Below are 25,612 nucleotides of genomic sequence, written 5' to 3' on the forward strand. Positions count from 1 at the left end.
CGGTTATTTTTCCGCCCGCCGGTGAAAAAAACACTGGATTTACCTCCTTTTCTGCCGTTTGATTTGTCATTGCCCCGCGTAAAATCAACCTAATCGTCGATAACACGCGATTTTCTGCCTCAGACAACGACCGATAAGGGCCCAACAGGTGGCAAAAACTTTTCTGCGCAGCGGTAATTTAGATGCAGTTCTGGCGTTAGGCGAAAATGGCCAGCCGGTCTACGCCTCGGCACTGCAAATTCGTGAAACCCTGCGCCTGCGCCGTCAGAGCGCACTGGCAGATTGCCTGGCCATCCCACAGGCCAATGAACGGGGCGATCGCCTCGACTGGTATGCTCCTTTCAGCGGCCGGGTGAAATCCTGGCTGGGCGCCAGCGATCATGAGCGTCGGGCGGCGCTGCAGCAGCTCACTGCCTGCCAGCAGGATATGCAGGATCTCAGCACGCGCGCGCGCGCAGCAGAAAACCCGTCGATGCGGCTGTTTGGTGCGCTGCTGAGCAAAACCCTGCAATTCCCCGATCAGCAGTATGTTTATCTGGTTGATGGCAAACCGGTCATTACTTTCTGGGGCTTTGTCGATGCCCAGGCACGCAGCCGCGACGATGCGCTGGCTTGCCTGCGCGACACGCTGGAAGAGAATCTGCCGGTGGTGCTGGTTGAACCACTGCCTGAGCTGTTTGCCGCACCTGTTGCCGCTGAACCGGTCATCGTTGCTGAGCCTGAACCTGCACCTGAAGAGGAGCCGCTGCCGGTCGCGGCAGCCGTTGAGCCTGAGCCGGTTGCACCCGTGGCGGCTCGTCGCCGTTTCCGCGTCTGGTATCTGTTACCGCCGGTGGCGATTGCTGCCGCCGTAACGGTAGCCGTGCTGCTGCATCGTCCTGAGCCTGTCGCCACGCCGTTAGCATCAACGAAGCCAGCAGCAGCCCCTGCGGCTGTTTCTGCGCCCGCCGCGGTCTCCACCCCAACACCTGCAGCGAGTCAGGCCCCGGCGGCGGCCACACCCGTAGCTGCACCGTCAGCGGCGACACCGGCGGAGACAGCAACAGCTGAGAAACAACCCGAATCGCAGCCACAGAAACCAGCCAGCGCTGGCGCTACCGAAGCCGCACCTGCCGCTTCATCTGCTACCCTTGCCAGTGTGGTGACCCCGCCGGTTCCGGCTAAACCTGATGATTTGATTGTCACGCCGGACGCCGTGCGCGAAGGTCAGGTACAGGTGATTGATGGCCGCTGGCGTGTGACTATCGACCAGATGCCGACGCCAACCGGTAAGCCGCCGGTGATGCGCTTCCAGTTCAAAAATGGTAAAGGCAGCGTGCAGGTCGCGCAGGGTAATACCAGCTGTAAAGCTGATGTCAGCGCCGCTATGACCAGCGCCGGTAACCTGGTGATTGAGAGCCGCTACACGGCAAAGTGCCAGAACAATTCGCGCTACCGTATGCCACTGCTGGTCTGTCATGCGAGTATGGGCGCCGCCGTGTGTGAAGCACAGTATGCTGAAGACCGGGTCTTCCCGATGACGATTAAGCGTGAGAGTAAATAACGATGCTGGCTCCCCTGATCGATGACAAACAAAAAATTTCGCTGATTGAAAACAGCGGTGTGCAGTTTCTGGATTTTGGCCTGCAACTCTCAGCTACTCAGGCGCGCCGTCAGTTCGTGCGCCAGACCGCTAACGGCCCGCTGCTGCGCCTGAACGTCGATGGCAACAGCGGTAAATTTATGCTCTACCCGGAAGATGGGGGTGCTGCTGAAGTGGTGCGCCCGGAGTCCGATATCGCCCTGGCTGACTCGCTCACTTTGCTGGCTGGCTGCTGGCTGCCGCTGCCGATGCTGCGCTGCGCCAGCGGCCGTCGATTTATCGGCGGCCCGGAAAACTGGGCGCGGATGCGTCTGGTGGCCCTGCCCGCGCCCGATGCGGCAGGCAATACCCATCGCGTTACCCTGGCCTTTGATACCCGCTGTGTCGCGGAACAGGATGGCGGCGAACAGCTCGGCCTCTGCGCTGCCGATGCGCAGAACGGCGTGACCTTTGCGCTGGCCTGGCACAACTACGAGCTGGGTGATTTTCTTGACCTGACCTGGGTTGACGGGTGGCTGCGTGAATCCTTTACCGACCGCGTTTCCGATCGCCGCGAACAGGCGATTAATCAGGCCCTGCGCGAATTTGAGTATCAGGCGCACTATCTTAATCTGCTTGAGCTGCTGGGCGAGCAGCTCGACCTCAGCGAGATCCACATCCAGGCTGCTACGCTGCAGACTCCGGCGGTCAACGTCGATATCATTCTGGATGTTGGCAACTCCCATACCTGCGGCATTCTGGTGGAAGATCACCCTGAAGAGAGCAACGGCCTGAAGCAGACCTATGAGCTGCAGCTGCGCGATCTTTCACAGCCGCATCAGGTTTACAACGAGCTGTTTGACAGCCGTCTGGAGTTTGCTGAGACCCGTTTCGGCAAAGCGAACTTCTCGCTGGAGAGCGGTCGTGAGCAGGCCTTTATGTGGCCTTCCCTGACGCGCGTGGGACGCGAAGCAAGCCGTCTGGCCCTGCAGCGTGTGGGACTGGAAGGCAGCACCGGCCTCTCCAGTCCGCGTCGCTACCTGTGGGATGAAGCCCGCTATCAGCCAGGCTGGCGTTTTAACACGCCTGGCGATCAGGCGGAACCCCTGGCCTGTGCCGCCCCCTTTACCACCCTGCTCAACGACGAAGGCCAGCCGCTCTCTTCGCTGGCACCCGACGATCGTCTGCCGGTCTTTTCACCGCATTACAGCCGCAGTTCACTGATGACCTTTATGCTGTGTGAGCTGCTGGCGCAGGCGCTGATGCAGATGAACAGTGCAGCACAGCGTCAGCGTATGCCGCAGAGCCACGCGCCGCGTCAGCTGCGCCATGTGATCCTGACGCTGCCGTCAGCGATGCCGAAGCCGGAGCGCGAAATTTTCCGCCGCCGGATGCAGGAAGCGCTGGCGCTGGTCTGGAAAGCCGAGGGCTGGCTGGCGGACGACGATGATCTGTCACCTTCGCTGCCACGTCATAACCCGAAACCGTTGCCGGATGTGCAGATGGAGTGGGATGAAGCGACCTGTGGTCAGATGGTCTGGCTGTTTAATGAAACTCAGGTCAACTTTGCCGGTCGCGCCGAAGACTTTTTCAGCAGCATGGTCCGTCCCGATCGTCCGCGCGAGGCCGACGAACTGCCAGGCAAAAGCCTGCGGATTGCCTCGATTGATATCGGCGGCGGTACCACCGACCTCGCCATCACGCAGTATCGTCTGGATGATGGTCAGGGCAACAACGTCAAAATCACGCCGCGGCTGCTGTTCCGTGAAGGCTTTAAAGTGGCGGGCGACGACATTCTGCTGGATGTGATTCAGCTGTGGATTTTACCGGCGCTGCAACAGCATCTGCAGAAAGCAGGCCTGACCCTGGCAGAACCGCTGATGAATAAGCTGTTTGGTCATGACAGTCGTATGGACGGTCAGGCGACGCTGCGTCAGCAGGTCACCTTACAGCTGTTTATTCCGCTGGCGCAGGCGGTGCTTGAGCGTTACGAAAACTGGGATCCGCTGGAAAGCCATGCGGAGATCAACACGCTGTTTGGCGAGCTGGTCGATCAGCCACCGGGCGAGGCGGTGCTGGCGTTTGTTAACGGTGAAATTCAGCGCGAACTGGGCGGTAACAGTCGCTTTGACCTGCTGCAGGTGCCGCTGGTGGTGAGCCTGTCGCAGCTGCATGGCGAATTTATGCAACACCGCATGGCGATTATTCCGGCACTGCGCTCGATGTGTGAAGTGGTGTCGCTCTATCAGTGCGACGTGCTGCTGCTGACCGGTCGTCCGTCGCGCTTCCCGGGCATTCAGGCGCTGGTGCGCCATCTGCAGCCGCTGCCGGGCAGCCGTATTCTGTCGCTGGAAGGCTATCACACCAGCGACTGGTATCCGTTTAACAAACATGGCCGCATCGATAACCCGAAATCCACCGCGGCGGTCGGCGCGATGCTCTGCCTGCTGGCGCTGGATCTGCGGCTCAGCAGCTTCTGGTTCCGTGCCGGAGATTTTGAACCCTATTCGACCATTCGCTACCTTGGCATGCTCGATGAAAGCCAGGCACTGACGGACGAGAACCTCTGCTACAGCGAAATTGACCTCGACGACACCGGCTATGCGCTGGATAAAAAAAGCAGTTTCCGTATTCGCGGCAACGTCTGTCTCGGTTTCCGTCAGCTGGATAACGAACGCTGGCCCGCCTCGCCGCTCTACAGCCTGACGCTGAACGACGCCACGCTGGCGCGTAAAGTAGCCGGTGAAAGCGTGCTGCGCATCCGTCTGGCCGTCAAAGCCAGTCCCGACGCCTCTGGCCCGGAAAGTCTGGTGCTGAGCGATGCGCGCCTGGACGATGGCACCCGCGTGCCGCTGGAGCAGTTAAGTCTGAAGCTGAATACACTGTCGGCGACCGGCAATGCCAATGCGCAATACTGGATTGACAGCGGGAGCGTGTGTAAACGATGAAAGCGTTAAAACCCCGTCAGCCACAAACGCTGGCAAAACGTCTCAGCCTGTTGCAGGACGCACTGAATAACAGCCTGAACTGGATTGAGACCACCCGTGAGCAGTCGCCGCGTCTGGCGCTGGAAGCAGAAACCCTGACGCTGCAACTGCGTCAGGCGCGCGTGCAGACTCAGGCGCTGGCGCAGCAGATAGCGCGTCCGGTCACGCTGGCGCTGTTTGGTCAGTCGCAGGCGGGTAAAGCCTGGCTGCTGGACGAAATGGTGGCCGATGCCCAGGGCCAGTTAGTGACCCGCATGGGTGATAAACAGCTGAGCTGGTTCCAGCATATCAATCCCGGCAACCTCGATTTTGCGACCGCCACCCGCTTCAGCCATCAGCGCGAACCGCTGTCAGGCGAATGGCCGGTTGAACTGACGCTGCTGAGCGAAGCGGAACTGGTGCGGCTGATGGTCGCCTGTGCCAGAGCGTCGACGCCCGACACCACACAGATCGACAGCACCCTGCAGCGCCTGCAGCGTCATCGCCTTACCACGCCGCTGGCCGGTCTGGAAGGCGACGCACTGGTCACCCTCTGGTCCTGGAGCCGCCGCCGTCCGCACCACGATGCGCGGCTGGACCGCCATTTCTGGCCGCAGGCCGTTGAGCTGGCGCCCTGGCTCAGCGTTGATGACCGGGTACAGCTCTTTTCATTGCTGTGGCCTGCTCAGCCTGCCCTTAATGAAATGCTGCGTACCCTGCTGCACCTGCGTCATCAGCTGCGTAACAGCAGCCGGGTACTCGCGCCGCTGAGCCTGCTGACCGACGCGTCACTGTTGCCCGCCGAGCAGCTGATTGTGCCAGGCAGTGAACAGGATCAGCAGCAGCCAGTGGAAGTCTGCCCGATGAACGGTAATCGCATCGGCAAGGCGCAGAACGTGCCGCTGGGATTACTGGCGCTGCTGACCCTGGAGGTGCTGGTCCCGCTGAGCTCCACTCCGCGAACCGCGCTCTACGATGATGCCGATATGCTGGAGCTGCCCGCGCCGGGTCAGTCCAGTGACGCAGCAACGCAGGAAGATCGCCAGCGCCTGCAGCAGCAGGATCCGCTGCGTGCTCAGCTACTGGAACAGAAACGCGCCCTGCTGCCTGGCTTCTACGCCGCGCGGCAGGCGATTGATCTGCTGCTGGTCTGCACTGCCGCCAGCCAGCGCCAGGATGCGGACCTTGCCAGCGAAACGCTGCGCGAATGGCAGCGTCACCAGCCTGCCCAGGAATCCGCAGAGAAACCGCGTCTGATCTGGGCGATTACCCCTTTCGATGCCCGTCATCAGCAGATCAATGTGGATGAGGCGGTTCAGCGTCAGATGGGACAGCCCGGTCAGCACTGGGGATCGATGCTGGCGCTTGATCGCGCAGGCGTCGACCGCATGGCGAGCTGGTTGCTGGATGAGATGCAGCCGGAAGCCCGCCGCGACATATTGCTGGCTCAGCTGGCGCAGATTCAGCACACCGTGGTGGAGCGACGTCTGCTGCCCTGGACCGAGGCGGGTGCCAGCCCGGAGCAGGCGGCACGCAAACAGAATATCGCTGACACGCTGCTGAAGTGTTTACAGCATCGCACCGGCCTGCATGGCGAGCTGCTGGAGCGCCTGCAGCCGCCGCGTGAAGCGCTGCGCCAGCTCTGGCTCAATCAGTCAGCCCTGCAGGGCAGCAAACCGGTCACGATTCAGGCACCGGAAAATCAGTTTGGTATCGGGTTTGAATTTGACCTGTTCAGCGAGAGTCCGGCGGAAGCGACGGTTCAGCCGCGTCAGAGTCTGCAGAGCACTCAGCAGTATCCGCGTCAGGTGCTGCTGCTTTGGCTGGATCATCTGCGTCAGCTGCCGGAAAACCGCAGCCTGCTGGCGTTGCTGAATGTGGACAAGGCGACGATGGAGTGGCTGGTTGAAGAGTTAATTACAGCCGGATTCCGCACCGATATCGCGCAGAAACTGCAGCAGACGCTGCATGAGCCGGATACCCAGAGCGTCAGCCATGAATCCCGCGCCGATCGTCAGGTAACGCGCGCGATGACGGTGCTGGGGGATTTTGTGGCCTGGCTCGGCTTTTTACAGCGGCCTGAATCGGAACGCCCTGCCAGCCGGGTTAACCGGGGTCAGGTGATTTTCTCACGTCCGCCGGCGCCCAGTGTCAGCTTCAGTGCCGGTCAGCGCCTGACCAGACTCTCTGCTGCGCCGGCCAACCACACCGCCTACTATATCTACGACTGGCTGGTGGGGCTGAATCAGGTGATCATTGAGAACAATGGTTATACCGGCGGTGGCGATCTGCCGCTGGCGGCCCGCGAAGCGCTGATTGCGCTCCTTAAGCCCCTGCGCACTTAATCGATAATCAGGCGCAGTTCGCCCTCAAGCGACTGCGCCGCCTCTTCCAGCAGCGCCAGCACCGGCGCTAGATCGGCCTGATGCGCAGCATAGTGCTGCAGCCACATCGTAGCAGGCAGCGCCATCCCGCCCGTCAGCCAGTCCCACAATGCATCCAGATTATGTCCGAAGCTCTGCGGGCAGCCGCTCTGCTCAGCAAACTGCTGATAAAAGGCCGCACGCGTGGTGAGCTGACGCAGGTCAAAGGTCAGGTTAAGCATGTTCAGGGCACCTGTCTGAAGCTGCGGTAGTGATCGGTGGAGAGGAATACCAGCCCGTCAGAGGAGTAAACCAGGCGATCGGCATCGCGGTGACCGCAGCGATAATTCACATCCGCTTCATACCACTGACGGCCCGCACGCGCAGGCAGCCGCTTTTCACGGTTGGTAAAGCGATCGCCGCCGATAGCTCTGCCCGGCAGCACCTCGCACAGATTACCTGTGGCCGGATTCCAGCCACGCTTACGCGCATCACTTTTAGTGAGGTAGTAGTCCGGCAATTGCTGATGCTGCAGCACCCAGCGCGCCACGGTATGGGCGTCAGTCAGGGTGGCGATATCCGCCTGCGCAGGGGCTGAAACAGTATTCAGATAAGGTTTAAGGCCGTAGAAACAGGCCGCAAAGACTAGAAAAAGTCCGATCCAGAGTTTTTTTGACATGATGGCATCCGTGACGACAGGATGCAGATGATACCAGTTTTGCGCCCGGAGAAAAGCGCGGGCCAGACAAGCTGGCCCTGGCGAGGTTATGCGGCGTGCGATTCCCCGCTGTGACGACGCCATGCACCCGGCGCGACACCATACTGACGTTTAAAGCTGCGGTTAAAAGATTGCTGGGAGTCGAAACCTAACGAGATCGCCACATTGAGAATCGGTTCATCGGTGCTGGTCAGACGATCGGCTGATTTCTTCAGCTTCTTAACCCGGATGTATTCACCCAGTGGGTAGCCGGTATGTTCTTTGAACATACGCTGCAGGTGCCATTTGGAGTAACCGGCGCGTTCTGAAACCGTATCCAGGTCCAGACGTGCTTCAATGTTGTTATCAATCCAGTCGATTAAATCGTGAATAAAGGCGTTACTCATCATTCCAGTCTCTCCCGTCGCTGTAGCGAAAAGTATTAGTATCAGTTGCAGTTACACTTAAGGGTGGCTGACTATGCCATTTAATGCAAGTTTTATTGGTACATTAAATGCCGCACCGTTTGTAGGGTTTTAGCGCAACTATTCAGGCTTTCAACGCTCTGCCCAAAACCGCACATAAAGTGTATCTGTTATTCTTGCAGTTGCCCGCGACGCAAGCCTACACTCCCTGCGATTAATTGCAATATTAAAAGTTGCAAATATTGGCCTGCAGGTCATCTTTTATATCTATCGCGGAATAACAACAATGATTACGAACCGGGTTCGTCAGGGTTTAACCCTCTTAGGGATGGTACTGCTCATCACGCAACTGAGCGGCTGCGATAAAGGTGTGGCGCAAAACGCCCCACCGCCACCGCCTGAGGTGAGTGCCGCGCCGGTGCTGATCAAGCCGGTCAGCCAGTGGGACAATTTCAATGGCCGGGTGGAAGCGGTACAGAGCGTTCAGCTGCGGCCGCGCGTCTCGGGCTATATCGACGCCGTTAACTATCGCGAAGGCGATGAGGTCAGAAAAGGTCAGGTGCTGTTTACCATTGATGACCGGAGCTACCGCGCGGCGCTGGAGCAGGCTAAAGCGGAACTGGCGCGGGCGCGCAGTCAGGCCAGCCTGGCCCGCAGCGAATCGGGCCGCAGCGAGAAACTGATTGGCACCCAGGCGATTTCCCGCGAGGCGTGGGAACAGCGTCGCTCTGCTGCCAGCCAGGCGCAGGCCGATGTGCTGGCTGCCGCAGCCGCGGTCGATATGGCGCAGCTGAACCTCGATTTCACCCGCGTCATCGCGCCGATTGATGGCCGCGCCAGCCGGGCGATGATCACCGCCGGTAACCTGGTGACCGCTGGTGACAGCGCCAGTGTGCTGACCACGCTGGTGTCGCAGCAGCAGATGTATGTCTACTTTGATGTCGATGAAAACACCTTCCTCAACTATCAGGCGATGGCGCGTCAGGGCCAGCAGCGCCATGCCCTGCCCGCTGAGATTGGGCTGGTCGGCGAACAGGGTTTTCCGCATCAGGGCAGGATCGACTTCATGGATAACCAGCTGACCGCCAGTACCGGCACCATTCGTATGCGCGCCCTGCTCGACAATCAGCAGCGTCAGTTCACGCCGGGGCTGTTTGCCCGTGTGCGTCTGCCCGGTAGCGCGCAGTTCGAGGCGGTGCTGATTGACGATAAAGCGGTCCTGACCGATCAGGATCGCAAATATGTCTATGTCGTAGACGGTGAAGGTAAAGCGCAGCGGCGCGATATCCAGCCCGGCGCGATGGTGGATGGCCTGCGTATCGTTAAATCGGGTCTGCAAGCCGGCGATAAAGTCATCATTGCTGGTCTGCAAAAAGTATTTATGCCCGGCATGCCGGTCACTGCTCAGCAGGTCGCCATGCGTGCGGCAGCCGCTCAATAATTCGAGGCCGCTATGGACTTTTCCCGCTTTTTTATCGACCGGCCTATTTTTGCTGCGGTGCTGTCGATTCTGATTTTCGTCACCGGCATGATTGCCATCCCGCTGCTGCCAATCAGTGAGTACCCCGACGTTGTGCCACCCAGCGTGCAGGTACGCGCCGAGTATCCTGGCGCTAACCCGAAAGTGATTGCGGATTCCGTGGCGACGCCACTGGAAGAGGCGATCAACGGCGTCGAAAACATGATGTACATGAAGTCAGTGGCCGGTTCGGACGGCGTGCTGGTGACGACCGTGACTTTCCGTCCAGGCACCGATCCCGATCAGGCACAGGTACAGGTGCAGAACCGCGTAGCACAGGCTGAAGCCCGTCTGCCGGAAGATGTGCGTCGGCTGGGGGTCACGACTCAGAAGATGTCGCCGACCCTGACACTGGTCGTTCATATGTTCTCACCGAACAATACCTATGATTCGCTCTATCTGCGTAACTACGCCACGCTCAAGGTCAAAGATGAGCTGGCGCGCCTGCCGGGTGTCGGTCAGATCCAGATTTTTGGCGCAGGTGAATATGCGATGCGCGTCTGGCTTGATCCCAACAAAGTCGCCGCGCGTGGCCTGACGGCCTCTGATGTGGTGACGGCGATGCAGGAGCAGAACGTGCAGGTCTCTGCCGGTCAGCTGGGCGCGGAGCCGCTGAAAAAGCAGAGTGACTTCCTGCTGTCGATCAACACCCAGGGACGACTGGAGAGCGAGCAGCAGTTTGGCGATATCATCCTGAAAACCTCTGAAGATGGGTCACTGGTGCGGCTGCGCGATGTGGCGCGGATTGAGATGGGATCAGGCAGCTATGCCCTGCGCTCCCAGCTGAATAACAAAGATGCGGTCGGTATCGGCATCTTCCAGGCGCCGGGCGCTAACGCCATCGACCTCTCTAATGCGGTTCGCGCCAAAATGGATGAGCTGGCAACCCGCTTCCCCAATGACGTGAAATGGGCTGCACCTTACGATCCAACCGTGTTTGTCCGCGACTCCATTAAAGCGGTAGTGCAGACACTGCTGGAGGCAGTGATTCTGGTGGTGCTGGTGGTGATTCTGTTCCTGCAGACCTGGCGCGCCTCCATCATTCCGCTGCTGGCGGTGCCGGTTTCGGTGGTGGGTACCTTTAGCGTGCTCTATCTGCTTAGCTTCTCGCTTAACACGCTGAGCCTGTTCGGGCTGGTGCTGGCGATCGGTATCGTGGTGGATGACGCCATTGTGGTGGTGGAGAACGTCGAACGTAACATCGAGATGGGCCTCTCGCCGCGCGCCGCAGCGCATCAGGCGATGCGCGAGGTCTCCGGGCCGATCATCGCTATTGCGCTGGTGCTGTGCGCGGTGTTTGTGCCAATGGCGTTTCTCTCTGGCGTGACCGGGCAGTTCTACAAGCAGTTCGCCACCACGATCGCGATCTCTACGGTGATATCGGCGATTAACTCGCTGACGCTTTCGCCTGCGCTGGCGGCGATGCTGCTGAAAGGACATGATGCGCCGAAAGATCGGCTGACGCGGATTATTGATGCGCTGTTTGGCTGGCTGTTCCGTCCGTTTAACCGCTTCTTCCAGCGCAGTGCGCACGGCTATGAGTCGCTGGTCGGCCGCACGCTGCGTCGCCGTGGCGCGGTATTTGGCGTCTATATCCTGCTGCTGGCCGGTGCCGGCTTTATGTTCCACACCGTGCCGGGTGGCTTTATCCCGACCCAGGATAAGCTCTATCTGATTGGCGGCGTGAAGATGCCGGAAGGCTCCTCGCTGGCGCGCACCGATGAAGTGATTCGTAAGATGAGCGAAATCGGTATGCAGACCGATGGCGTCGCCTATGCGGTGGCCTTCCCTGGCCTGAATGCGCTGCAGTTCACCAACACCCCGAACAGCGGAACGGTGTTCTTCGGCCTGAAGCCGTTTAATGAGCGCAAGCACACAGCAGCGGAGATTAACGCAGAGATCAACGCGAAAATCGCGCAGATCCAGCAGGGCTTTGGCTTCTCGATTATGCCGCCGCCGATTCTGGGGCTGGGTCAGGGTTCGGGCTATTCGCTCTATGTACAGGATCGTGCCGGTCTGGGCTATGGCGCATTGCAGACGGCGATTAATACGCTCTCAGGCAGCATCATGCAGACGCCAGGCATGCACTTCCCTATCTCCTCCTATCAGGCCAACGTTCCACAGCTTGATGTGCAGGTTGACCGGGATAAAGCCAAAGCTCAGGGCGTGTCGCTGACCGCATTGTTCAGCACGCTGCAGACCTATCTCGGCTCGTCGTACGTGAATGACTTTAACCGCTTTGGGCGCACCTGGCGCGTCATGGCTCAGGCGGATGGGGAGTTCCGCGACAGCGTCGAGGATATTGCGAACCTGCGTACCCGCAATGACCGCGGTGAGATGGTGCCAATTGGCAGCATGGTTAACATCACCACCACATACGGCCCCGATCCGGTGATTCGCTATAACGGCTATCCGGCGGCGGATTTAATTGGTGATGCCGATCCACGCGTGCTCTCTTCGGCGCAGGCGATGCGTCAGCTGGAAGCGATGTCCGGTCAGCTGTTGCCTAACGGTATGAACATTGAGTGGACCGACCTGAGTTATCAGCAGTCAACACAGGGCAATACCGCGTTGATTGTCTTCCCGATGGCCGTCCTGCTGGCGTTCCTGGTGCTGGCGGCGCTGTATGAGAGCTGGACGCTGCCGCTGGCGGTGATCCTGATTGTGCCGATGACCATGCTCTCTGCACTGTTTGGCGTCTGGCTGACCGGCGGTGATAACAACGTCTTCGTGCAGGTTGGACTGGTGGTGCTGATGGGCCTCGCCTGTAAGAACGCGATTCTTATCGTGGAATTTGCGCGTGAGCTGGAGATCCAGGGCAAAGGGATTATCGAAGCGGCGCTGGAAGCGTGTCGCCTGCGTCTGCGTCCGATTGTGATGACCTCAATCGCCTTTATCGCCGGTACCATCCCGTTGATTCTGGGTGAAGGTGCGGGTGCAGAAGTGCGCGGCGTGACCGGTATTACCGTCTTCTCCGGCATGCTCGGCGTGACACTCTTCGGCCTGTTTCTGACACCGGTGTTCTACGTCGCCCTGCGCAAGCTGGTGACGCGCCGGTCAGGTAATGCGGAATCAGTGACGGCGTAAACCGTAAACGTTGACAGGGGCGATCGGGTGATCGCCCCTTTTTTTGTCTGTGATTGATAGCATGCCGGTTAACGCTGCTTTAATTTTTCATTAAGCGTTTCAATGATAAAGGCATTCAGCGAGGTTTCATTTTGGGCCGCAGCCTGCGACAGCCGCACACCCAGCGATTCAGGGTAGCGCAGCGTGAAGGTTTTAATTTTTTCCTGCTCCGCATAAGGATTAATGCCGGTGGCAGCGCAATCTTCCAGGTATTCGCGCAGCGAAATTTCCCCTTCTTTATGCAAACCCTGTACGCTATCAGAGACAAAATCACAGTAGCCTGACAGGCCGGTAAAGCGTTCACGGAACAGGTTGATTTCGGGAACGTAGGTGATGACTGCGGGTTGCCCGGCGAAATCAGCCAGATTTAAATGATCATCAATCTTTGACCTCCTGCATTCTGATTACCTGAATATCAGGAACGGATTTTATAAATAATTAATATCTACTCACAATCATAAACCGCATATCCTTTAATTATTAAAGTTAAAGTCTGATTCGTAGATGATTTTTTATCTTTTCCAGAAAAGTTCTTACTGTTTCTCCCCAGGGTTCAGGATTGAACTCGCCCTGGCTGATGGATTGAAAAGCCTCAATAAGTTCTTGATCATTCAAAGACAGTAAATACTCTGCCTCATGACATACTTTCTCGGCCGTTTTTGGGTTCTCAGTTTCTAAATAACTGTTCAGTACTTCTTCAACCGTTTCCCCGAACAAATCATAATCCTGACCAAAAAATACCCGAATAAGGGTTCCAATATTTTTATAGTTTTTATTCATTGATGGCCTCAGAAAGAAGGATATGAAGTCAGTAGATAATAGGGTTTACCGTTAAACATTTTACGGTGCAAAACAATCCTGACAGCATAAGCTTCAATGCGGGTTGTGCTGCCTTGCCTGAAACCATAACCGACAACGGTACGGGCCTGCCAGGTTAATTCAAGTAGGCTTTCGCTTTTGGCAGCAGCCCTATAGATGATCTTCCAGCGGTTAGCTTTCAATCCGGCGCTGATAAATTGCTCTGCCTGCTTTATATTAACAAACGAACTCGCAAGAGGCATCTTTGGACTTCGTGCAAGACGCGCGAGTAAATCTGCTTCGGAAATATTTATATGCTTAGCAATAGTATGTCCGCCAGCTTTAATACCTCTGACGGCTTCATGCTCAGCCAGCTTTAACTTACCAAATCGGACAGAGACGACGCGTACCGATCCGGCAGCAAACGCAAATGCCATAGGAACAGAAATATCTACAGTTAAAGCTATATTTATTGCGGTCTTATCATCAGCACCAAGCTTTTGAGCCGTCGCAGATGCCACCTGAAAAAATGCTGTACGCGTATTTCTGCCCGTCAGTACCTGATTAGCAGCCGCGTTAATGCTATCCAGGCTATGAGCGCCAACGATAACACATGCCGCTTTTGTCAATCCGATTGATCTGGCGCGATGCACAGCGCAGTTGCTCCGGTTAATTCAAGCGTACCTGGTGCAAGATTTAGCCCACCATATAATCGGTTACTTAGTGTTTCTCGCTCAGTTAGCGTTTTATCTGAGATAGCAGCAGTTAGCTGGACCGGGGACATCATGATTTTTAAGCCATCTCTACGGTAGCGCCGACGGAATGCAGTAACGGCAAATCACGACACGAGACCTCATAGTTATCGGTTCTGGCGTCATGAGTTAAGCTAACAGCATAATTAAACCCAGGGTTACCTCTCTAATCGGGCTCACAGTCCTCGATCTTTTTAAAATTTTTTCTGCGCGTAACTTAATTCTTATTGCTGTTCAAAAATGAACAACAAAATCATAAGGGTGGGTATTTATTCATGGCGGATTTGAGGCAGGACGATACTGATCAGCACGCATAAAAAAAGCCGCTCATCAGCGGCTCTTTTTGCAGAGTTCTTCACTCTCTTCGGGTTCCGGTTCAGGTACGGCAGTGCAGTTGCTGGTGTCGCGTTTCTTGAGCTCGTTTAGCGCGTCGGCTACGGTGCGTTTTGCCAGTACATCCAGCGACGCCTGCTCGGCTTCGTCGGCTATCGACTTGAAGTACCAGCAGAGATTGGCACTGACCAGACAGCGCGGCGCGACATCAGGACGCGCGGCCCAGATTTTTTTGTCTTCGATCACGGAGACATAGATATCGCGCAGGGTAATGTCCGCAGCAGGACGGCCGAGATGAATCGAACCGGTACGTCCCAGCGTGGAGACGATAATGCCATCACGGGTCAGCGGGACCATTAATTTTCGAATGAAACTGGGATTTGCTTCCAGCCCATAGGCCAGAATCGCGCTGGTAGAGCGTTTACCCATTTGCTCCGCCATCGCTACGCTCAGAACCATTTGCAAAGCTGTCGGGAAGCGGTAATCAAGCATTTCTTTATCCTGAGTTGCGGTGCATCTTACTTGTTTTATTGCCGCATAAGTGAACAATCAATGAGCAATAAATATAACAAACACTGTTGCTTTTTTGAAGCAAACCGGCAATGACAAGGCACGTATTCACCAAAGGCGGAGGCCTGATAGCACAAGGTGCTTACCCTGCTCCTCATCCTTATCCTGCTGGACACGGTGAGCAGTTCGGTCATGCGGTGGTGACCGACGCCGCCGGTAATCGCTGCTTCAGCGCCATAACCAGCAACACGTTAAAGACTGCTAAAGCGTAAAGCAACCACAGCGTCGCCGATGCCCCCATCTTTTCAAACACATATCCACCAATCAGCGGCGTCAGTGCCTGTCCCATTAGCGCCGGGCGGGCCATTTTCCCCACCACAATCGCGTAAGACTCTGGTTTGACCATCGCCAGCGGTAAAGTTCCACGCACGATGGCGCGTAAGCCATTTCCTGCGCCATACAGCACCATGCTCAGCAGCGCCATCTGCGGAAAAAGTGCCAGTAGTAGCAGACCCAGCGCCACCAGCCCGACGGAAAAAAAGGTGGTGCGGATCGGATGACTACGTTTGAAAATGATATCAACAATGCGCGAACCTACCTGACACGGGCCGAGCACAGCGCTGATCGCCAGCGCTGACGTCAGCGTATGGCCACTCGCCTGCAACAGGGCGATAAGCTGCACGGAAATCGCCGTCATGATCACCGAGGCGAGAGTAAAAATGGCGCACAGCAGCCAGAACACCGCAGGTTCAATTTCCGGCGTAGCAGACTGTCTGACCACCCTTTTCGCAGGCGGCTTAGCATGACTCGCCGGTAAGGCAAACAGATAGGCAGGCAGCACGCATACGACCATCATTGTCGCAATAATCAGTGACGCATCCCGCCAGCCAAATCCATGAATCAGCAACGCCGTTCCCGGCCAGACCAGCGTGGTGCAGAAGCCTGAAATCAGCGTAATACCGGTGATTGCTGAACGCGCCTGACTGCCATAACAGGTGCCGAGTGTGGCAAACAGAGCATCATAAAGGCCCATCGCCATACCAACGCCGATAATGATCCAGGCAAACAGAAACAGCGGCAGCCAATCGCTGACCGCCATCATCACCAGCCCCACCGCCATTACGATGCCGCTCAGTGCCAGCAGCAGACGACCGCCGGTACGGGCGATAATTCTGCCGGCCCGCGGTGACAGCAGGCCTGACACCAGTATCCCCGTCGAGAGCGCACCGTAGATCCACTGCTGCGACCAGCCTGTCTCAGCTGCAATCGGGTTCGCCATCACCGCCATCAGATAGAACGACCCGCCCCAGGAGAGAATCTGCACCAGGCCCAGGGTGAAAATGGCGGCGATACCGGGTTTGTTGTTCTGACTCACAGGCGATCTCTTCATTAGCAGGCGAACCGTTTTTATAACATTTTCTGCCAGAAGCCAGAATGCGGGACGCGCTTTTCTCTGGATAACTCGTCAGGTCGCACGTTTTTGAAGAAATAATATAGTATGTTGTAACTATAAAGCGCTTGCATCCCTGTCAGGCATCTGCCACATTGTGAACGTTGTAACTATGGAGGCACAATATGACGCGCTACGACTTAGTGGCTGATATGCATCAGTGTGTAAACGACCTGGAACTGGCGCTGGGTGAGCTGCGCCAGCAGATTGAGGCGCAGCCTTTGCTCATCGCCCGGGTCTTCAGCCTGCCGCCGGTGGTGAAAGGCCGCGAACATGAAGCGATTACGCAGATCGCCGTCGAGCAGCATCTGGGCGACAGCGCGTTAAAAATGGCGCTGGACCACTACTGCCGTCTGTTTATGCAGCATCAGTCTGAACAACTGAGCACCAAGGCTGCTGTGCGCTTACCTGGGGCTCTCTGTATCGAATGTGATGAACAGCGCGAAGCGGAGATCGGTTCGCTGATTGACCTCATTAATCAGCTGAAGGCACGACTGGAGCAGCTGATTACGGTGGACTCGGGCCTGCCAAGCGAAGCACGTTTTGAGTTCGTCCACCAGCACCTGCGCGGCCTGATTACGCTGAATGCCTATCGCACGATCACCCTGCTCAGCGCCCCTGACAGCCTGCGTTTCGGCTGGGCCAACAAGCACATTATCAAGAATCTTAAGCGCGAAGAGGTGATCGCCCAGCTGGAAAAAAGCCTGAAGGCGGGACGCGCGCAGGCACCGTGGTCACGTGAACAGTGGGCGGAAAAAGTGCAGGAAGAGCTGGCGAGCGTGCGCGCCCTGCCCGCTTCGGCACGGCTGAAAATCAAGCGTCCGGTGAAAGTCCAGCCGGTCGCACGCGTCTGGCGCGCGGAAGAAAAAAAACAGACCCAGCTGGCCTGCCCGTCACCGATTCTGGTGATCTGCCGCGATCGCAGTCAGGTTCCGGTGCTGGGTGAGCTGCTTAATTACGACGCCGATAACATTACGCATCGACATAAGCCCGCCGCTGAACCGCTGAATCTGTTGATACCCCGACTGCATCTGTGGGTCGATTGCCCGATATAAAAAAGGCCAGCGGATGCTGGCCTCTGACGCCTCTCTGACTTTATGACTTCATGCTGCCGACCATCTCTTCCGGACGGACCCAGGCATCAAACTCTTCTTCAGTGAGATAACCCAGTTTCAGCGCCGAGCCCTTCAGCGTCAGCCCCTCTTTATGCGCCTTTTTGGCAATTTCAGCCGCTTTGTCATAGCCGATGTGGGTGTTCAGCGCCGTCACCAGCATCAGTGATTCGTTCAGCAGTTGATTGATGCGCTCGCGCACCGGCTCAATGCCGACAGCGCAATGATGATTAAAGCTGTCCATACCATCCGCCAGCAGGCGAATCGATTGCAGGAAGTTATGGATCACCATCGGACGGAACACGTTCAATTCAAAATTACCCGACGCGCCGCCCATGTTGATCGCCACGTCGTTACCCATCACCTGACAGCAGAGCATGGTCATCGCTTCGCACTGCGTAGGGTTAACTTTGCCCGGCATAATGGAGCTGCCAGGTTCGTTTTCCGGAATGGCGATTTCGCCAATGCCGCAGCGCGGGCCTGAAGAGAGCCAGCGCACATCGTTGGCGATTTTCATCAGTGAAGCGGACAGCCCTTTCAGCGCGCCATGCGCATGCACCAGCGCATCACAGGTTGCCAGTGCCTCAAACTTGTTTGGCGCGGTGACAAATGGCTGCTGCGTCAGATCGGCCAGCGCCTTCGCCACGCGCACCGCATATTCCGGATGAGTGTTCAGACCGGTGCCCACCGCGGTTCCGCCCAGCGCCAGCTCCGCCACGTGTGGAATGCTCTGTTCGATATGCTTCAGGTTGTGCTCCAGCATCGCCACCCAACCGGAAATCTCCTGGCCCAGCGTCAGCGGCGTCGCATCCTGCAAATGGGTACGGCCAATCTTAACGATGTCTTTGAACGCGTCAGACTTCTGGCTCAGCGTCTTTTTCAGAACCTGAATCTGTGGGATCAGCTGTTCGCGCAGCGCGATGACGGCGGCAACATGCATCGCCGTCGGGAAGACGTCGTTGGAGCTCTGGCTCTTGTTGACATCGTCGTTAGGATGGACGAGGCGCGACATCCCGCGCTCCCCGCCAAGAATTTCACTCGCGCGGTTTGCCAGCACCTCATTCATGTTCATGTTGGTCTGAGTGCCGGAACCGGTCTGCCAGATCGCCAGCGGGAACTCATCCGCGTGCTTATCCGCCAGTACTTCATCCGCCGCGCTGACAATCGCATCTGCGCGGTCAGTGGGCAGCAGTCCAAGATCGCGGTTAACGCTGGCCGCGGCGCGCTTGGTCAGCGCCAGCGCATGCACCAGTGCGGTCGGCATTTTTTCGGTTGAGATACGGAAGTGTTCCAGCGAGCGCTGCGTCTGCGCGCCCCACAGTTTGTCTGCCGGTACATCGATGGGGCCCATTGAATCTTTCTCAATGCGGTTGCCTGCCATGAATACGTCTCCTTCACCTTGTTTTTAAAAGAATGACCGCCTGCTCGTTGCAATCAACTGTCAGGCAGCCAGGATAGTAATACACAATAATTTAACATTATCAGAACTTAGCGTCCTTTTGCGCTGGATATGTATTTTTACCGGTAGTTTCTGCTTTAATAGCCGCAATAATTTCCCGTGATAAAGGGTTATACAATGCAAAAAATGAACAATTCGCTGCAAAATTACGCGTGGGGCAGCAAAACGGCGTTGACTGAGCTTTATGGTATTGCCAATCCCGAGGGCCTGCCGATGGCAGAGCTGTGGATGGGTGCACATCCGAAAAGTCCCTCTACCGTGATGGATCAGGGCAGCGAGCGTTCGTTACGTGACGTGATTGATGCGGCGCCCGCCGCGATGCTGGGTGACGCGGTAGCACAGCGCTTTGGTGAATTGCCGTTCCTGTTCAAAGTACTGTGTGCCGATCAGCCACTGTCGATTCAGGTCCATCCCAGCAAACGTGCAGCCGAAGTGGGCTTTGCTCGTGAGAATGCGGCTGGGATTCTGCTGACGGCCGCGGAGCGCAACTATAAAGATGCAAACCACAAGCCGGAGCTGGTCTATGCGCTGACGCCGTTCCAGGCAATGAATGGCTTTCGCACGCTGACGCAGATGGTTTCCCTGCTGGAGCCGGTTGCAGGTGCACATCCACAGATTGCTCATTTTTTGCAACATCCCGATCAGGAGACGCTTGCTGCGCTGTTCTCCACCCTGCTGTCACTGGAGGATGAGGCGAAATCGCTGGCGCTGGGCGTACTCAAATCCGCGCTTGATGCGCAGCAGGGTGAGCCGTGGGAAACCATTCGCATGATTGCGGCTGAATATCCTGACGACAGCGGCCTGTTTTCACCGCTGCTGCTGAATGTCATCACCCTGCAGCCCGGCGAGGCGATGTTCCTCTACGCGGAAACCCCGCACGCGTATCTGAAAGGCGTGGCGCTGGAGGTGATGGCCAACTCGGATAACGTATTGCGGGCCGGTTTAACCCCAAAATTTATCGATATCGACGAGCTGATGGCCAACCTGAAGTTTGATGAAAAACCTGCCAGCTCGCTGCTGACGGAGCCAGAACAACAGGGTCATGCGCTGCGCTTCCCGATTCCGGTGGAAGATTTTGCCTTTGCTATCCATAGCCTGAACGCAGAACCGCAATCGCTGGCGCAGCAGAGCGCCGCCCTGCTGTTCTGCATCGAAGGCCAGGCGGTTATCGCCAAAGGTGATCAGCAACTGACGCTGAAACCGGGTGAATCCTGCTTCATTGCCGCCAGCGAATCGCCAGTAACGGTCGCCGGTACGGGCAGGCTGGCGCGGGTATTTAACGACTTAGGCCAGAGCGGCTGACGTAATCTCTGTTAACTGCTATTATTTCAACCTATTAGCTTTTAAACGCCTGCGGGCGTTTTTCTTCGGTCGCTGGGATAAACCTGCGGCATAAGCGGACTCAAGGATAAGGACGAATCAGCAATGAAAAAGACGAATGTTGCCGTAGGTGTCATCATCGCACTGGGCGTAGTCTGGACTGGCGCAGCGTGGTTCACCGGCAAGCAAATTGAAAGCCACAGGGATGAGCTGGTGCAGAACGCCAATGTACAGCTGAACGCTTATGCCCCTAATAGCCGACTGAAGATCAGCTATCAGGACTATCAGCGCGGCGTGTTCAGCAGCAAAGTGAATCTGGTGGTTCAGGCCAATTCGCAGACGGAAGATAATCCGCTGCTGAAGCCGGGTCAGAGCATCATCCTGAATGAGACTATCGATCATGGCCCTTTCCCGTTTGCGCAGCTGAAGCATTTCAACCTGATCCCGAGCATGGCATCCGTTCATACCGAGCTGGCTAACACCGATGCGGTGAAGAAGCTATTCGAGCTGGCCGGCAATAAGTCGCTGATTAACGCAGATACCCGCATTGGTTACAGCGGCGCTACCGATACCGCGCTGCGTGTCCTGCCGGTTGATTATCAGAATGCGCAAACCGGCGAGCGTTTTGCCACCAATGGTGGCACATTCAACGTCAGCGCCGATAATAAAGGCGATAAAGTGTCGCTGGACAGCGATGTGGATAGCTTCGCGCTGACCAGTAAAAATGAGATGGGCCAGCCGGTACTGTTTACTGTTAATGGTCTGAAGCTGAACGGTAACACGCATCTCAGCCCGGAAGGCGTGCGTATCGGCGATCAGTCGGTGGACATTGAGAAGGTGAATGCCAGCATCAATGGTCAGGACGCCCTGACGCTGCATAAAATGAAAGGCACCTCCTCTTTCGATAACAGCGCCGGTAAAATTGGCGGCGATATTGATTACAAAGTTGAAGGCGTTCAGCTGCAGAAGCAGGACTTCGGTCAGGCTGCGCTGAAGATGAAGCTGTCACAGTTTGATGCGCAGGCGGTCAAAGCCTTCTCGGATCGTTACAACGCGCAGATGCAGGCGCTGCTGACACAGCCTGGCGTTGCGGAAGATCCTATCCGCTATCAGGCAGGCGTGCATCAGATTCTGATGGCTAATCTGCCGATGCTGCTGAAAGGCTCGCCATCCATCAGCATTGCTCCGCTGAGCTGGAAGAATGACAAAGGTGAAAGTACCTTTAATCTGACGGCCAGCTTCAACGATCCTTCTGCCGTCACCGGTGAAGCACAGACTCTGAGCGCTATGGTTGACCGGGTACTGAAAAGCCTGGACAGCAAACTGGTGATCAATATGCCGATGGCAACCGAAACCATGCACAAAGTGGGTCTGGCAGAGGGTTATCAGGCTGATGACGCCCAGAAGCTGGCGGATCAGCAGGTGAAAGGTCTGGCAGCGATGGGCCAGATGTTCCGCCTGACTCAGCAGCAGGATAACAACATCGTGACCAGCCTGCAGTACACCAACGGTCAGGTGAACATGAACGGCGACAAGATGACGCTGGAACAGTTTATGTCCCGCTATATGCTGGGTATGCCGACCAGCGAAGGTATGCCGCAGTAACCGCTGTCTTTTTTTGAAGGCGACCTCCGGGTCGCCTTTTTTATGTCTGAACGCTGCGGAAATGATTTTTCCGCCGGTTATGAGTAATTAAGCAGCATCCGGCGCGGCTGTTGCGCAAATAGCTGGCGCTGTTGCGCAAGATATTTTTATAATGCTCTGCACTTCACCGACAACTCAGCGAGTGCGCCATGATCGATTCTAAAATTCCTCTGACTGATATTCACCGCCACCTTGATGGCAACATTCGTGCACAAACCATTCTCGATTTAGGCCGCCAGTTTAATCTCGCCCTGCCCGCCTCAACGCTGGAGACGCTGCGTCCGCATGTGCAGGTTGGCCAGAATGAACCTGATCTGGTGAGCTTTCTGCAAAAACTCGACTGGGGCGTGAAAGTGCTGGGCGATCTGGATGCCTGCCGCCGCATTGCGCAGGAAAATGTTGAAGATGCCGCGCGCGCGGGCATTCATTATGCTGAACTGCGTTTTTCGCCCGGTTATATGGCGATGACCCACAACCTGCCCATTGCCGGTGTGGTTGAAGCGGTGATTGACGGCGTACGCGCTGGCCGTCAGCAGCATGATATCGACGTGCGTCTGATTGGCATTATGAGCCGTACCTTTGGCGAAGATGCCTGCCTTGCCGAACTGGAAGGTTTACTGGCCCATCGCGATCACATTACGGCTGTCGATCTGGCGGGTGATGAGCTGGGCTTCCCGGGCAGCGAGTTCCTGAGTCACTTTACCCAGGCGCGCGATGCCGGTTTCCGCGTTACCGTGCATGCGGGCGAAGCGGCTGGTCCGGAAAGCATCTGGCAGGCGATTCGTGAGCTCGGCGCTGAGCGTATCGGTCACGGCGTGAAAGCGATTGAAGATCGCGCGCTGATGGATTTCCTGGCGGAGCACCATATTGGTATTGAATCCTGCCTGACCTCCAATATCCAGACCAGCACCGTGCCCTCACTGGCGCAGCATCCGCTGAAAACCTTCCTTGAGCATGGCATTCTGGCGACCATCAATACCGATGATCCTGCGGTTCAGGGCATCGAGCTGGCGCATGAATACCATCATGCCGCACCGGCTGCCGGTCTGAGTGCCACGCAGATCCGTCAGGCGCAGGAGAATGGGCTGACGATTGCCTTCCTCAGCGAGGCTGAGAAAGCGGCTATTCGCGCTCGCATGCGGTAAGCTGCTGGAGTCAGCCAAAAAGAAAACGGGCCGGATAATTGGCCCGTTTTTTATGTGAGGAAATGCTCAAGGACAGGTAGTTTTAAGAACGGGCTTACACAGGGAACCGGATCAGATCGGAAAGACGCAAAAGCCGCCATCCCTGGCATGCTCTGCCCATGCCGTCCTGGCGCGGGACGCTTTCCTCTTCTGACCCGGTTCCCTGAATGTTAAGCAAATTTATTGCTGAAGGACTTGCCCGCTTTTGAGCTTGTCAGTCGTCTGCCCGAAGTATTAAACGACCAGTATTACACTCACCCACTAAACGCGCTTCAGCGACAGCGTCTGGCGTTTCTCGGCGGATTGCAGACCCAGCTCGATCAGCTCCATCACCTGAATCGCCTCTTCCGCCGTCACCGGATTGTTACCGCGTCCGGCGATCGCATCACGGATGCCTGCGTAGTAAGCCGGATAGTTGCCCGGCTGGGTCAGCTGCGTGTTTTCGGTGAGGGAGTCGCCATCAACCAGCGTCAGCGTGCCGTCGCGCATGTCATAGCCCCAGTCCTCCTGCGGCGGGAAGTCACCCGACTTCAGACGATCTTCCTGCGGATCCAGACCATATTTAACGTAACTGCCGCGCGTGCCGTGGACGGTGTAACGGGCGGATTCTGCTGCCACCAGCATACTGGCGTGCAGCACGACGCGGCGCTGCGGATAAGTCAGCGTGGCGTGGAAGTAGTCGGTAGTCTGCGCGCCCGGACGCATTTCGGCCAAATCAACATTGATGGCGACCGGCGGGCCAAACAGCTGAAGCGCCTGGTCCAGCAGATGCGGCCCCAGGTCATACCAGATTCCGCTGCCTGCGCCCTTCATTTCACGCCAGCGATTGCGCACTTCCAGACGGAAACGGTCAAAATGCGATTCGAAGTAACGCACTTCACCCAGTGAGCCCGCTTCAAGCAGGGATTTCAGTGTCAGGAAATCGCTGTCCCAGCGGCGGTTATGGAATACCGACAGCAGCAGCCCTTTAGCTTTCGCCAGCGCATCGAGTTCGCGGGCCTGTGACAACGTCACGGTAAACGGCTTATCGACCACCACATGTTTACCGGCATTCAGCGCCGCTTTAGCCAGCGGGAAGTGCGTATCGTTGGGGGTAGGAATGACAATCAATTGCAGAGTCGGGTCGTCCAGCAGCCCCTGAGGATCGGCCACCACCTTCACGGCGGGCCAGTCGGCGTGGACTTTGCTGGCGTCGCTACTGGAAATGGCGGCCAGTTCGACGTCCGGCGTCCCCGCAATCAGCGGAGCATGAAACGTTTTACTGGCAAAGCCGTAGCCGATCAGACCAACACGTAATTTATCGCTCATTTGGATTCCTCTCAGAGCCTGCCTTGCAAACTCTTAGTTGATAACCTGATTGATTTAAGACTATTAACCAGGTGAGGACAAGGCGGAATCCCCCGAAAAAACTAAGAGATAGCACTCCGGGCCAGGGGCCAGGCCGTCTGCGCCGCCAGGCTGTCGTGCGCGTCCTGATTGCGGCGGCGGAAGTCGCTGGGACTGACGCCAACACGCTTGCGGAATACCCGTGAGAAATAGAGCTGGTCGTCGTAACCCACTTCACGCCCTACCGAGGCGATGGGTTCCTGGGTGGTCTGCAGCAGCAGTTTGGCGCGGATAACGCGCTGATCCTCACGCCAGCGCAGCAGGTTGACACCCATCTGCTCGCGGAACAGGTGCGCCAGTCGCGACGGTGACAGGCAGACGTGGCGCGCCACCTCTTCGATCTTGACCTCGCTGGCGAGATGGTTGGTAACATACTGACAGGCTTCGATGACGCGCGGGTCGCGGATCAACTGATGGCTGCGCGGATCTTCTTCAACGGCACGCAGCAGCAGTCGTTCCAGCAGGTTCATTGCCAGTTCCTCCGCAAAGCGGCGGCCTGAGTTGTGGGTCTGTTCGATACTGGCAAACAGGCGGTCGAACTCGCCGCGCAGCGATTCTGGCAGCAGCAGTCGTCCCACGCCCTCCTGCTCATCCTGCCAGCGCAGCCAGTCGTGCCAGTAGGCGCGCGGACGGAAATAGACCCAGCGGTGGAACCACTGCGGGCTGTCCGGCGCGCGGCCGTAGTAGTGAGCGGTTTTTGGCTGAAACAGCAGCATTTCGCCCGGTTCGCAGTCAAATGCCCGCTCGCCGTCGAATACCCGCCCTTTGCCTTTAATGGTGAGGTTCAGAATGTAACCTTTCATGCCGTGCGGGCGATCGATAAAGAAATCGAGAGGACCATCAGCGGTGATGGGCGTCAGCCCCGCCACCAGCCAGGCATTGAATGAATAGCCCGGCAACAAGGGGTTTTGCTGCCCGGCCGGTAATTCGCGGTGATACATAGCGACCTCACTCAGTCTGTTTGTGTTCGGATAGCCCGCAGAGGCGTCTGCTTCTGCGGGCCAACG

At 57.0% G+C, this 25,612-nt stretch carries 20 protein-coding genes and 1 pseudogene; 9 read left to right on the forward strand and 12 right to left on the reverse strand.

Going from position 1 to position 25,612, the window contains the following annotated elements:
• Positions 1-148 precede the first annotated feature (148 nt).
• From QSK07_RS14735 to QSK07_RS14745, 3 genes are read left to right on the forward strand one after another with little or no spacing between them, the layout of a single operon-like run.
• A complete protein-coding gene (locus QSK07_RS14735; protein WP_285721833.1) occupies positions 149-1,543 on the forward strand; it encodes an SrfA family protein in 1,395 nt (464 codons plus the stop codon).
• A gap of 2 nt (positions 1,544-1,545) precedes the next feature.
• Positions 1,546-4,509, forward strand: a complete 2,964-nt coding sequence (locus QSK07_RS14740) for a virulence factor SrfB (protein WP_285721834.1) — start codon at positions 1,546-1,548, stop codon at positions 4,507-4,509.
• The gene (locus tag QSK07_RS14745; RefSeq protein ID WP_285721835.1) at positions 4,506-6,872 is read left to right on the forward strand and encodes a virulence factor SrfC family protein; all 2,367 of its coding nucleotides are present in this window, start codon (positions 4,506-4,508) and stop codon (positions 6,870-6,872) included. Before QSK07_RS14740 ends, QSK07_RS14745 begins: the two co-directional genes overlap by 4 nt.
• On the opposite strand, the gene QSK07_RS14750 is transcribed toward QSK07_RS14745, so the two are convergent.
• The 3 genes from QSK07_RS14750 to QSK07_RS14760 all read right to left on the reverse strand — a co-directional run bounded on the left by QSK07_RS14750 (position 6,869) and on the right by QSK07_RS14760 (position 7,997).
• On the reverse strand, positions 6,869-7,132 hold the full coding sequence (locus QSK07_RS14750; RefSeq protein WP_013357798.1) for a barstar family protein: 264 nt from the start codon (positions 7,130-7,132) through the stop codon (positions 6,869-6,871). The genes QSK07_RS14745 and QSK07_RS14750 overlap by 4 nt on opposite strands.
• A 2-nt stretch (positions 7,133-7,134) precedes the next feature.
• Positions 7,135-7,569, reverse strand: coding sequence for a ribonuclease domain-containing protein (locus QSK07_RS14755; RefSeq protein WP_285721836.1), 435 nt, complete (start codon positions 7,567-7,569; stop codon positions 7,135-7,137).
• A gap of 86 nt (positions 7,570-7,655) precedes the next feature.
• Complete coding sequence (locus QSK07_RS14760; protein WP_098050628.1) at positions 7,656-7,997, reverse strand: helix-turn-helix domain-containing protein; 342 nt, start codon at positions 7,995-7,997, stop codon at positions 7,656-7,658.
• Between the two features lie 301 nt (positions 7,998-8,298).
• On the opposite strand from QSK07_RS14760, the gene QSK07_RS14765 reads away from it, so the two are divergent.
• Positions 8,299-9,453, forward strand: coding sequence for an efflux RND transporter periplasmic adaptor subunit (locus tag QSK07_RS14765; protein WP_285721837.1), 1,155 nt, complete (start codon positions 8,299-8,301; stop codon positions 9,451-9,453).
• Between the two features lie 12 nt (positions 9,454-9,465).
• A complete protein-coding gene (oqxB, locus tag QSK07_RS14770) occupies positions 9,466-12,618 on the forward strand; it encodes a multidrug efflux RND transporter permease subunit OqxB (protein WP_285721838.1) in 3,153 nt (1,050 codons plus the stop codon).
• Positions 12,619-12,686: 68 nt separating this feature from the next.
• Here the strand turns inward: oqxB and QSK07_RS14775 are convergent, their stop codons facing one another.
• The 6 genes and pseudogenes from QSK07_RS14775 to QSK07_RS14795 all read right to left on the reverse strand — a co-directional run bounded on the left by QSK07_RS14775 (position 12,687) and on the right by QSK07_RS14795 (position 16,440).
• Positions 12,687-13,040 (reverse strand): type II toxin-antitoxin system HicB family antitoxin, encoded by a 354-nt coding sequence (locus QSK07_RS14775; protein ID WP_285721993.1) that lies wholly within the window; start codon positions 13,038-13,040, stop codon positions 12,687-12,689.
• A gap of 103 nt (positions 13,041-13,143) precedes the next feature.
• Positions 13,144-13,437, reverse strand: a complete 294-nt coding sequence (locus QSK07_RS14780; protein ID WP_285721839.1) for a contact-dependent growth inhibition system immunity protein — start codon at positions 13,435-13,437, stop codon at positions 13,144-13,146.
• A gap of 8 nt (positions 13,438-13,445) precedes the next feature.
• Positions 13,446-14,108 (reverse strand): RNase A-like domain-containing protein, encoded by a 663-nt coding sequence (locus QSK07_RS14785; RefSeq protein WP_352230966.1) that lies wholly within the window; start codon positions 14,106-14,108, stop codon positions 13,446-13,448.
• Between the two features lie 139 nt (positions 14,109-14,247).
• Positions 14,248-14,310 (reverse strand): annotated as a pseudogene (locus tag QSK07_RS22955) (type II toxin-antitoxin system HicB family antitoxin); the annotation flags it as partial.
• 227 nt (positions 14,311-14,537) lie between these two features.
• Positions 14,538-15,032 carry an RrF2 family transcriptional regulator gene (locus tag QSK07_RS14790; protein ID WP_013357792.1) on the reverse strand — a complete coding sequence of 165 codons (495 nt, stop codon included), beginning with the start codon at positions 15,030-15,032 and terminating at the stop codon, positions 14,538-14,540.
• Between the two features lie 208 nt (positions 15,033-15,240).
• The gene (locus QSK07_RS14795) at positions 15,241-16,440 is read right to left on the reverse strand and encodes an MFS transporter (RefSeq protein WP_285721840.1); all 1,200 of its coding nucleotides are present in this window, start codon (positions 16,438-16,440) and stop codon (positions 15,241-15,243) included.
• 185 nt (positions 16,441-16,625) lie between these two features.
• Between QSK07_RS14795 and tus the strand changes: the two genes are divergently transcribed.
• Positions 16,626-17,555: a DNA replication terminus site-binding protein gene (gene tus, locus QSK07_RS14800; protein WP_285721841.1), complete on the forward strand. Its 930-nt coding sequence runs from the start codon at positions 16,626-16,628 to the stop codon at positions 17,553-17,555.
• Between the two features lie 40 nt (positions 17,556-17,595).
• On the opposite strand, the gene fumC is transcribed toward tus, so the two are convergent.
• The gene (gene fumC, locus QSK07_RS14805) at positions 17,596-18,993 is read right to left on the reverse strand and encodes a class II fumarate hydratase (protein WP_098050633.1); all 1,398 of its coding nucleotides are present in this window, start codon (positions 18,991-18,993) and stop codon (positions 17,596-17,598) included.
• A 195-nt stretch (positions 18,994-19,188) separates the two neighbouring features.
• Between fumC and manA the strand changes: the two genes are divergently transcribed.
• The 3 genes from manA (at position 19,189) to add (ending at position 23,180) form a co-directional block, all read left to right on the forward strand.
• Positions 19,189-20,373 (forward strand): mannose-6-phosphate isomerase, encoded by a 1,185-nt coding sequence (manA, locus tag QSK07_RS14810; RefSeq protein WP_285721842.1) that lies wholly within the window; start codon positions 19,189-19,191, stop codon positions 20,371-20,373.
• Positions 20,374-20,496: 123 nt separating this feature from the next.
• Complete coding sequence (locus QSK07_RS14815; RefSeq protein WP_285721843.1) at positions 20,497-21,996, forward strand: YdgA family protein; 1,500 nt, start codon at positions 20,497-20,499, stop codon at positions 21,994-21,996.
• 188 nt (positions 21,997-22,184) lie between these two features.
• Positions 22,185-23,180, forward strand: a complete 996-nt coding sequence (gene add, locus QSK07_RS14820; RefSeq protein WP_285721844.1) for an adenosine deaminase — start codon at positions 22,185-22,187, stop codon at positions 23,178-23,180.
• A 300-nt stretch (positions 23,181-23,480) separates the two neighbouring features.
• Here the strand turns inward: add and QSK07_RS14825 are convergent, their stop codons facing one another.
• Together QSK07_RS14825 and araC are read right to left on the reverse strand one after the other, a co-directional pair.
• A complete protein-coding gene (locus QSK07_RS14825; RefSeq protein WP_285721845.1) occupies positions 23,481-24,527 on the reverse strand; it encodes an oxidoreductase in 1,047 nt (348 codons plus the stop codon).
• 101 nt (positions 24,528-24,628) lie between these two features.
• Positions 24,629-25,546 carry an arabinose operon transcriptional regulator AraC gene (araC, locus tag QSK07_RS14830; RefSeq protein WP_275219504.1) on the reverse strand — a complete coding sequence of 306 codons (918 nt, stop codon included), beginning with the start codon at positions 25,544-25,546 and terminating at the stop codon, positions 24,629-24,631.
• Positions 25,547-25,612 lie beyond the last annotated feature (66 nt).

It is taken from the genome of Pantoea sp. QMID4, assembly GCF_030270445.1.
In the GTDB taxonomy this organism is placed as follows: Bacteria; Pseudomonadota; Gammaproteobacteria; order Enterobacterales; family Enterobacteriaceae; genus Pantoea; species Pantoea vagans.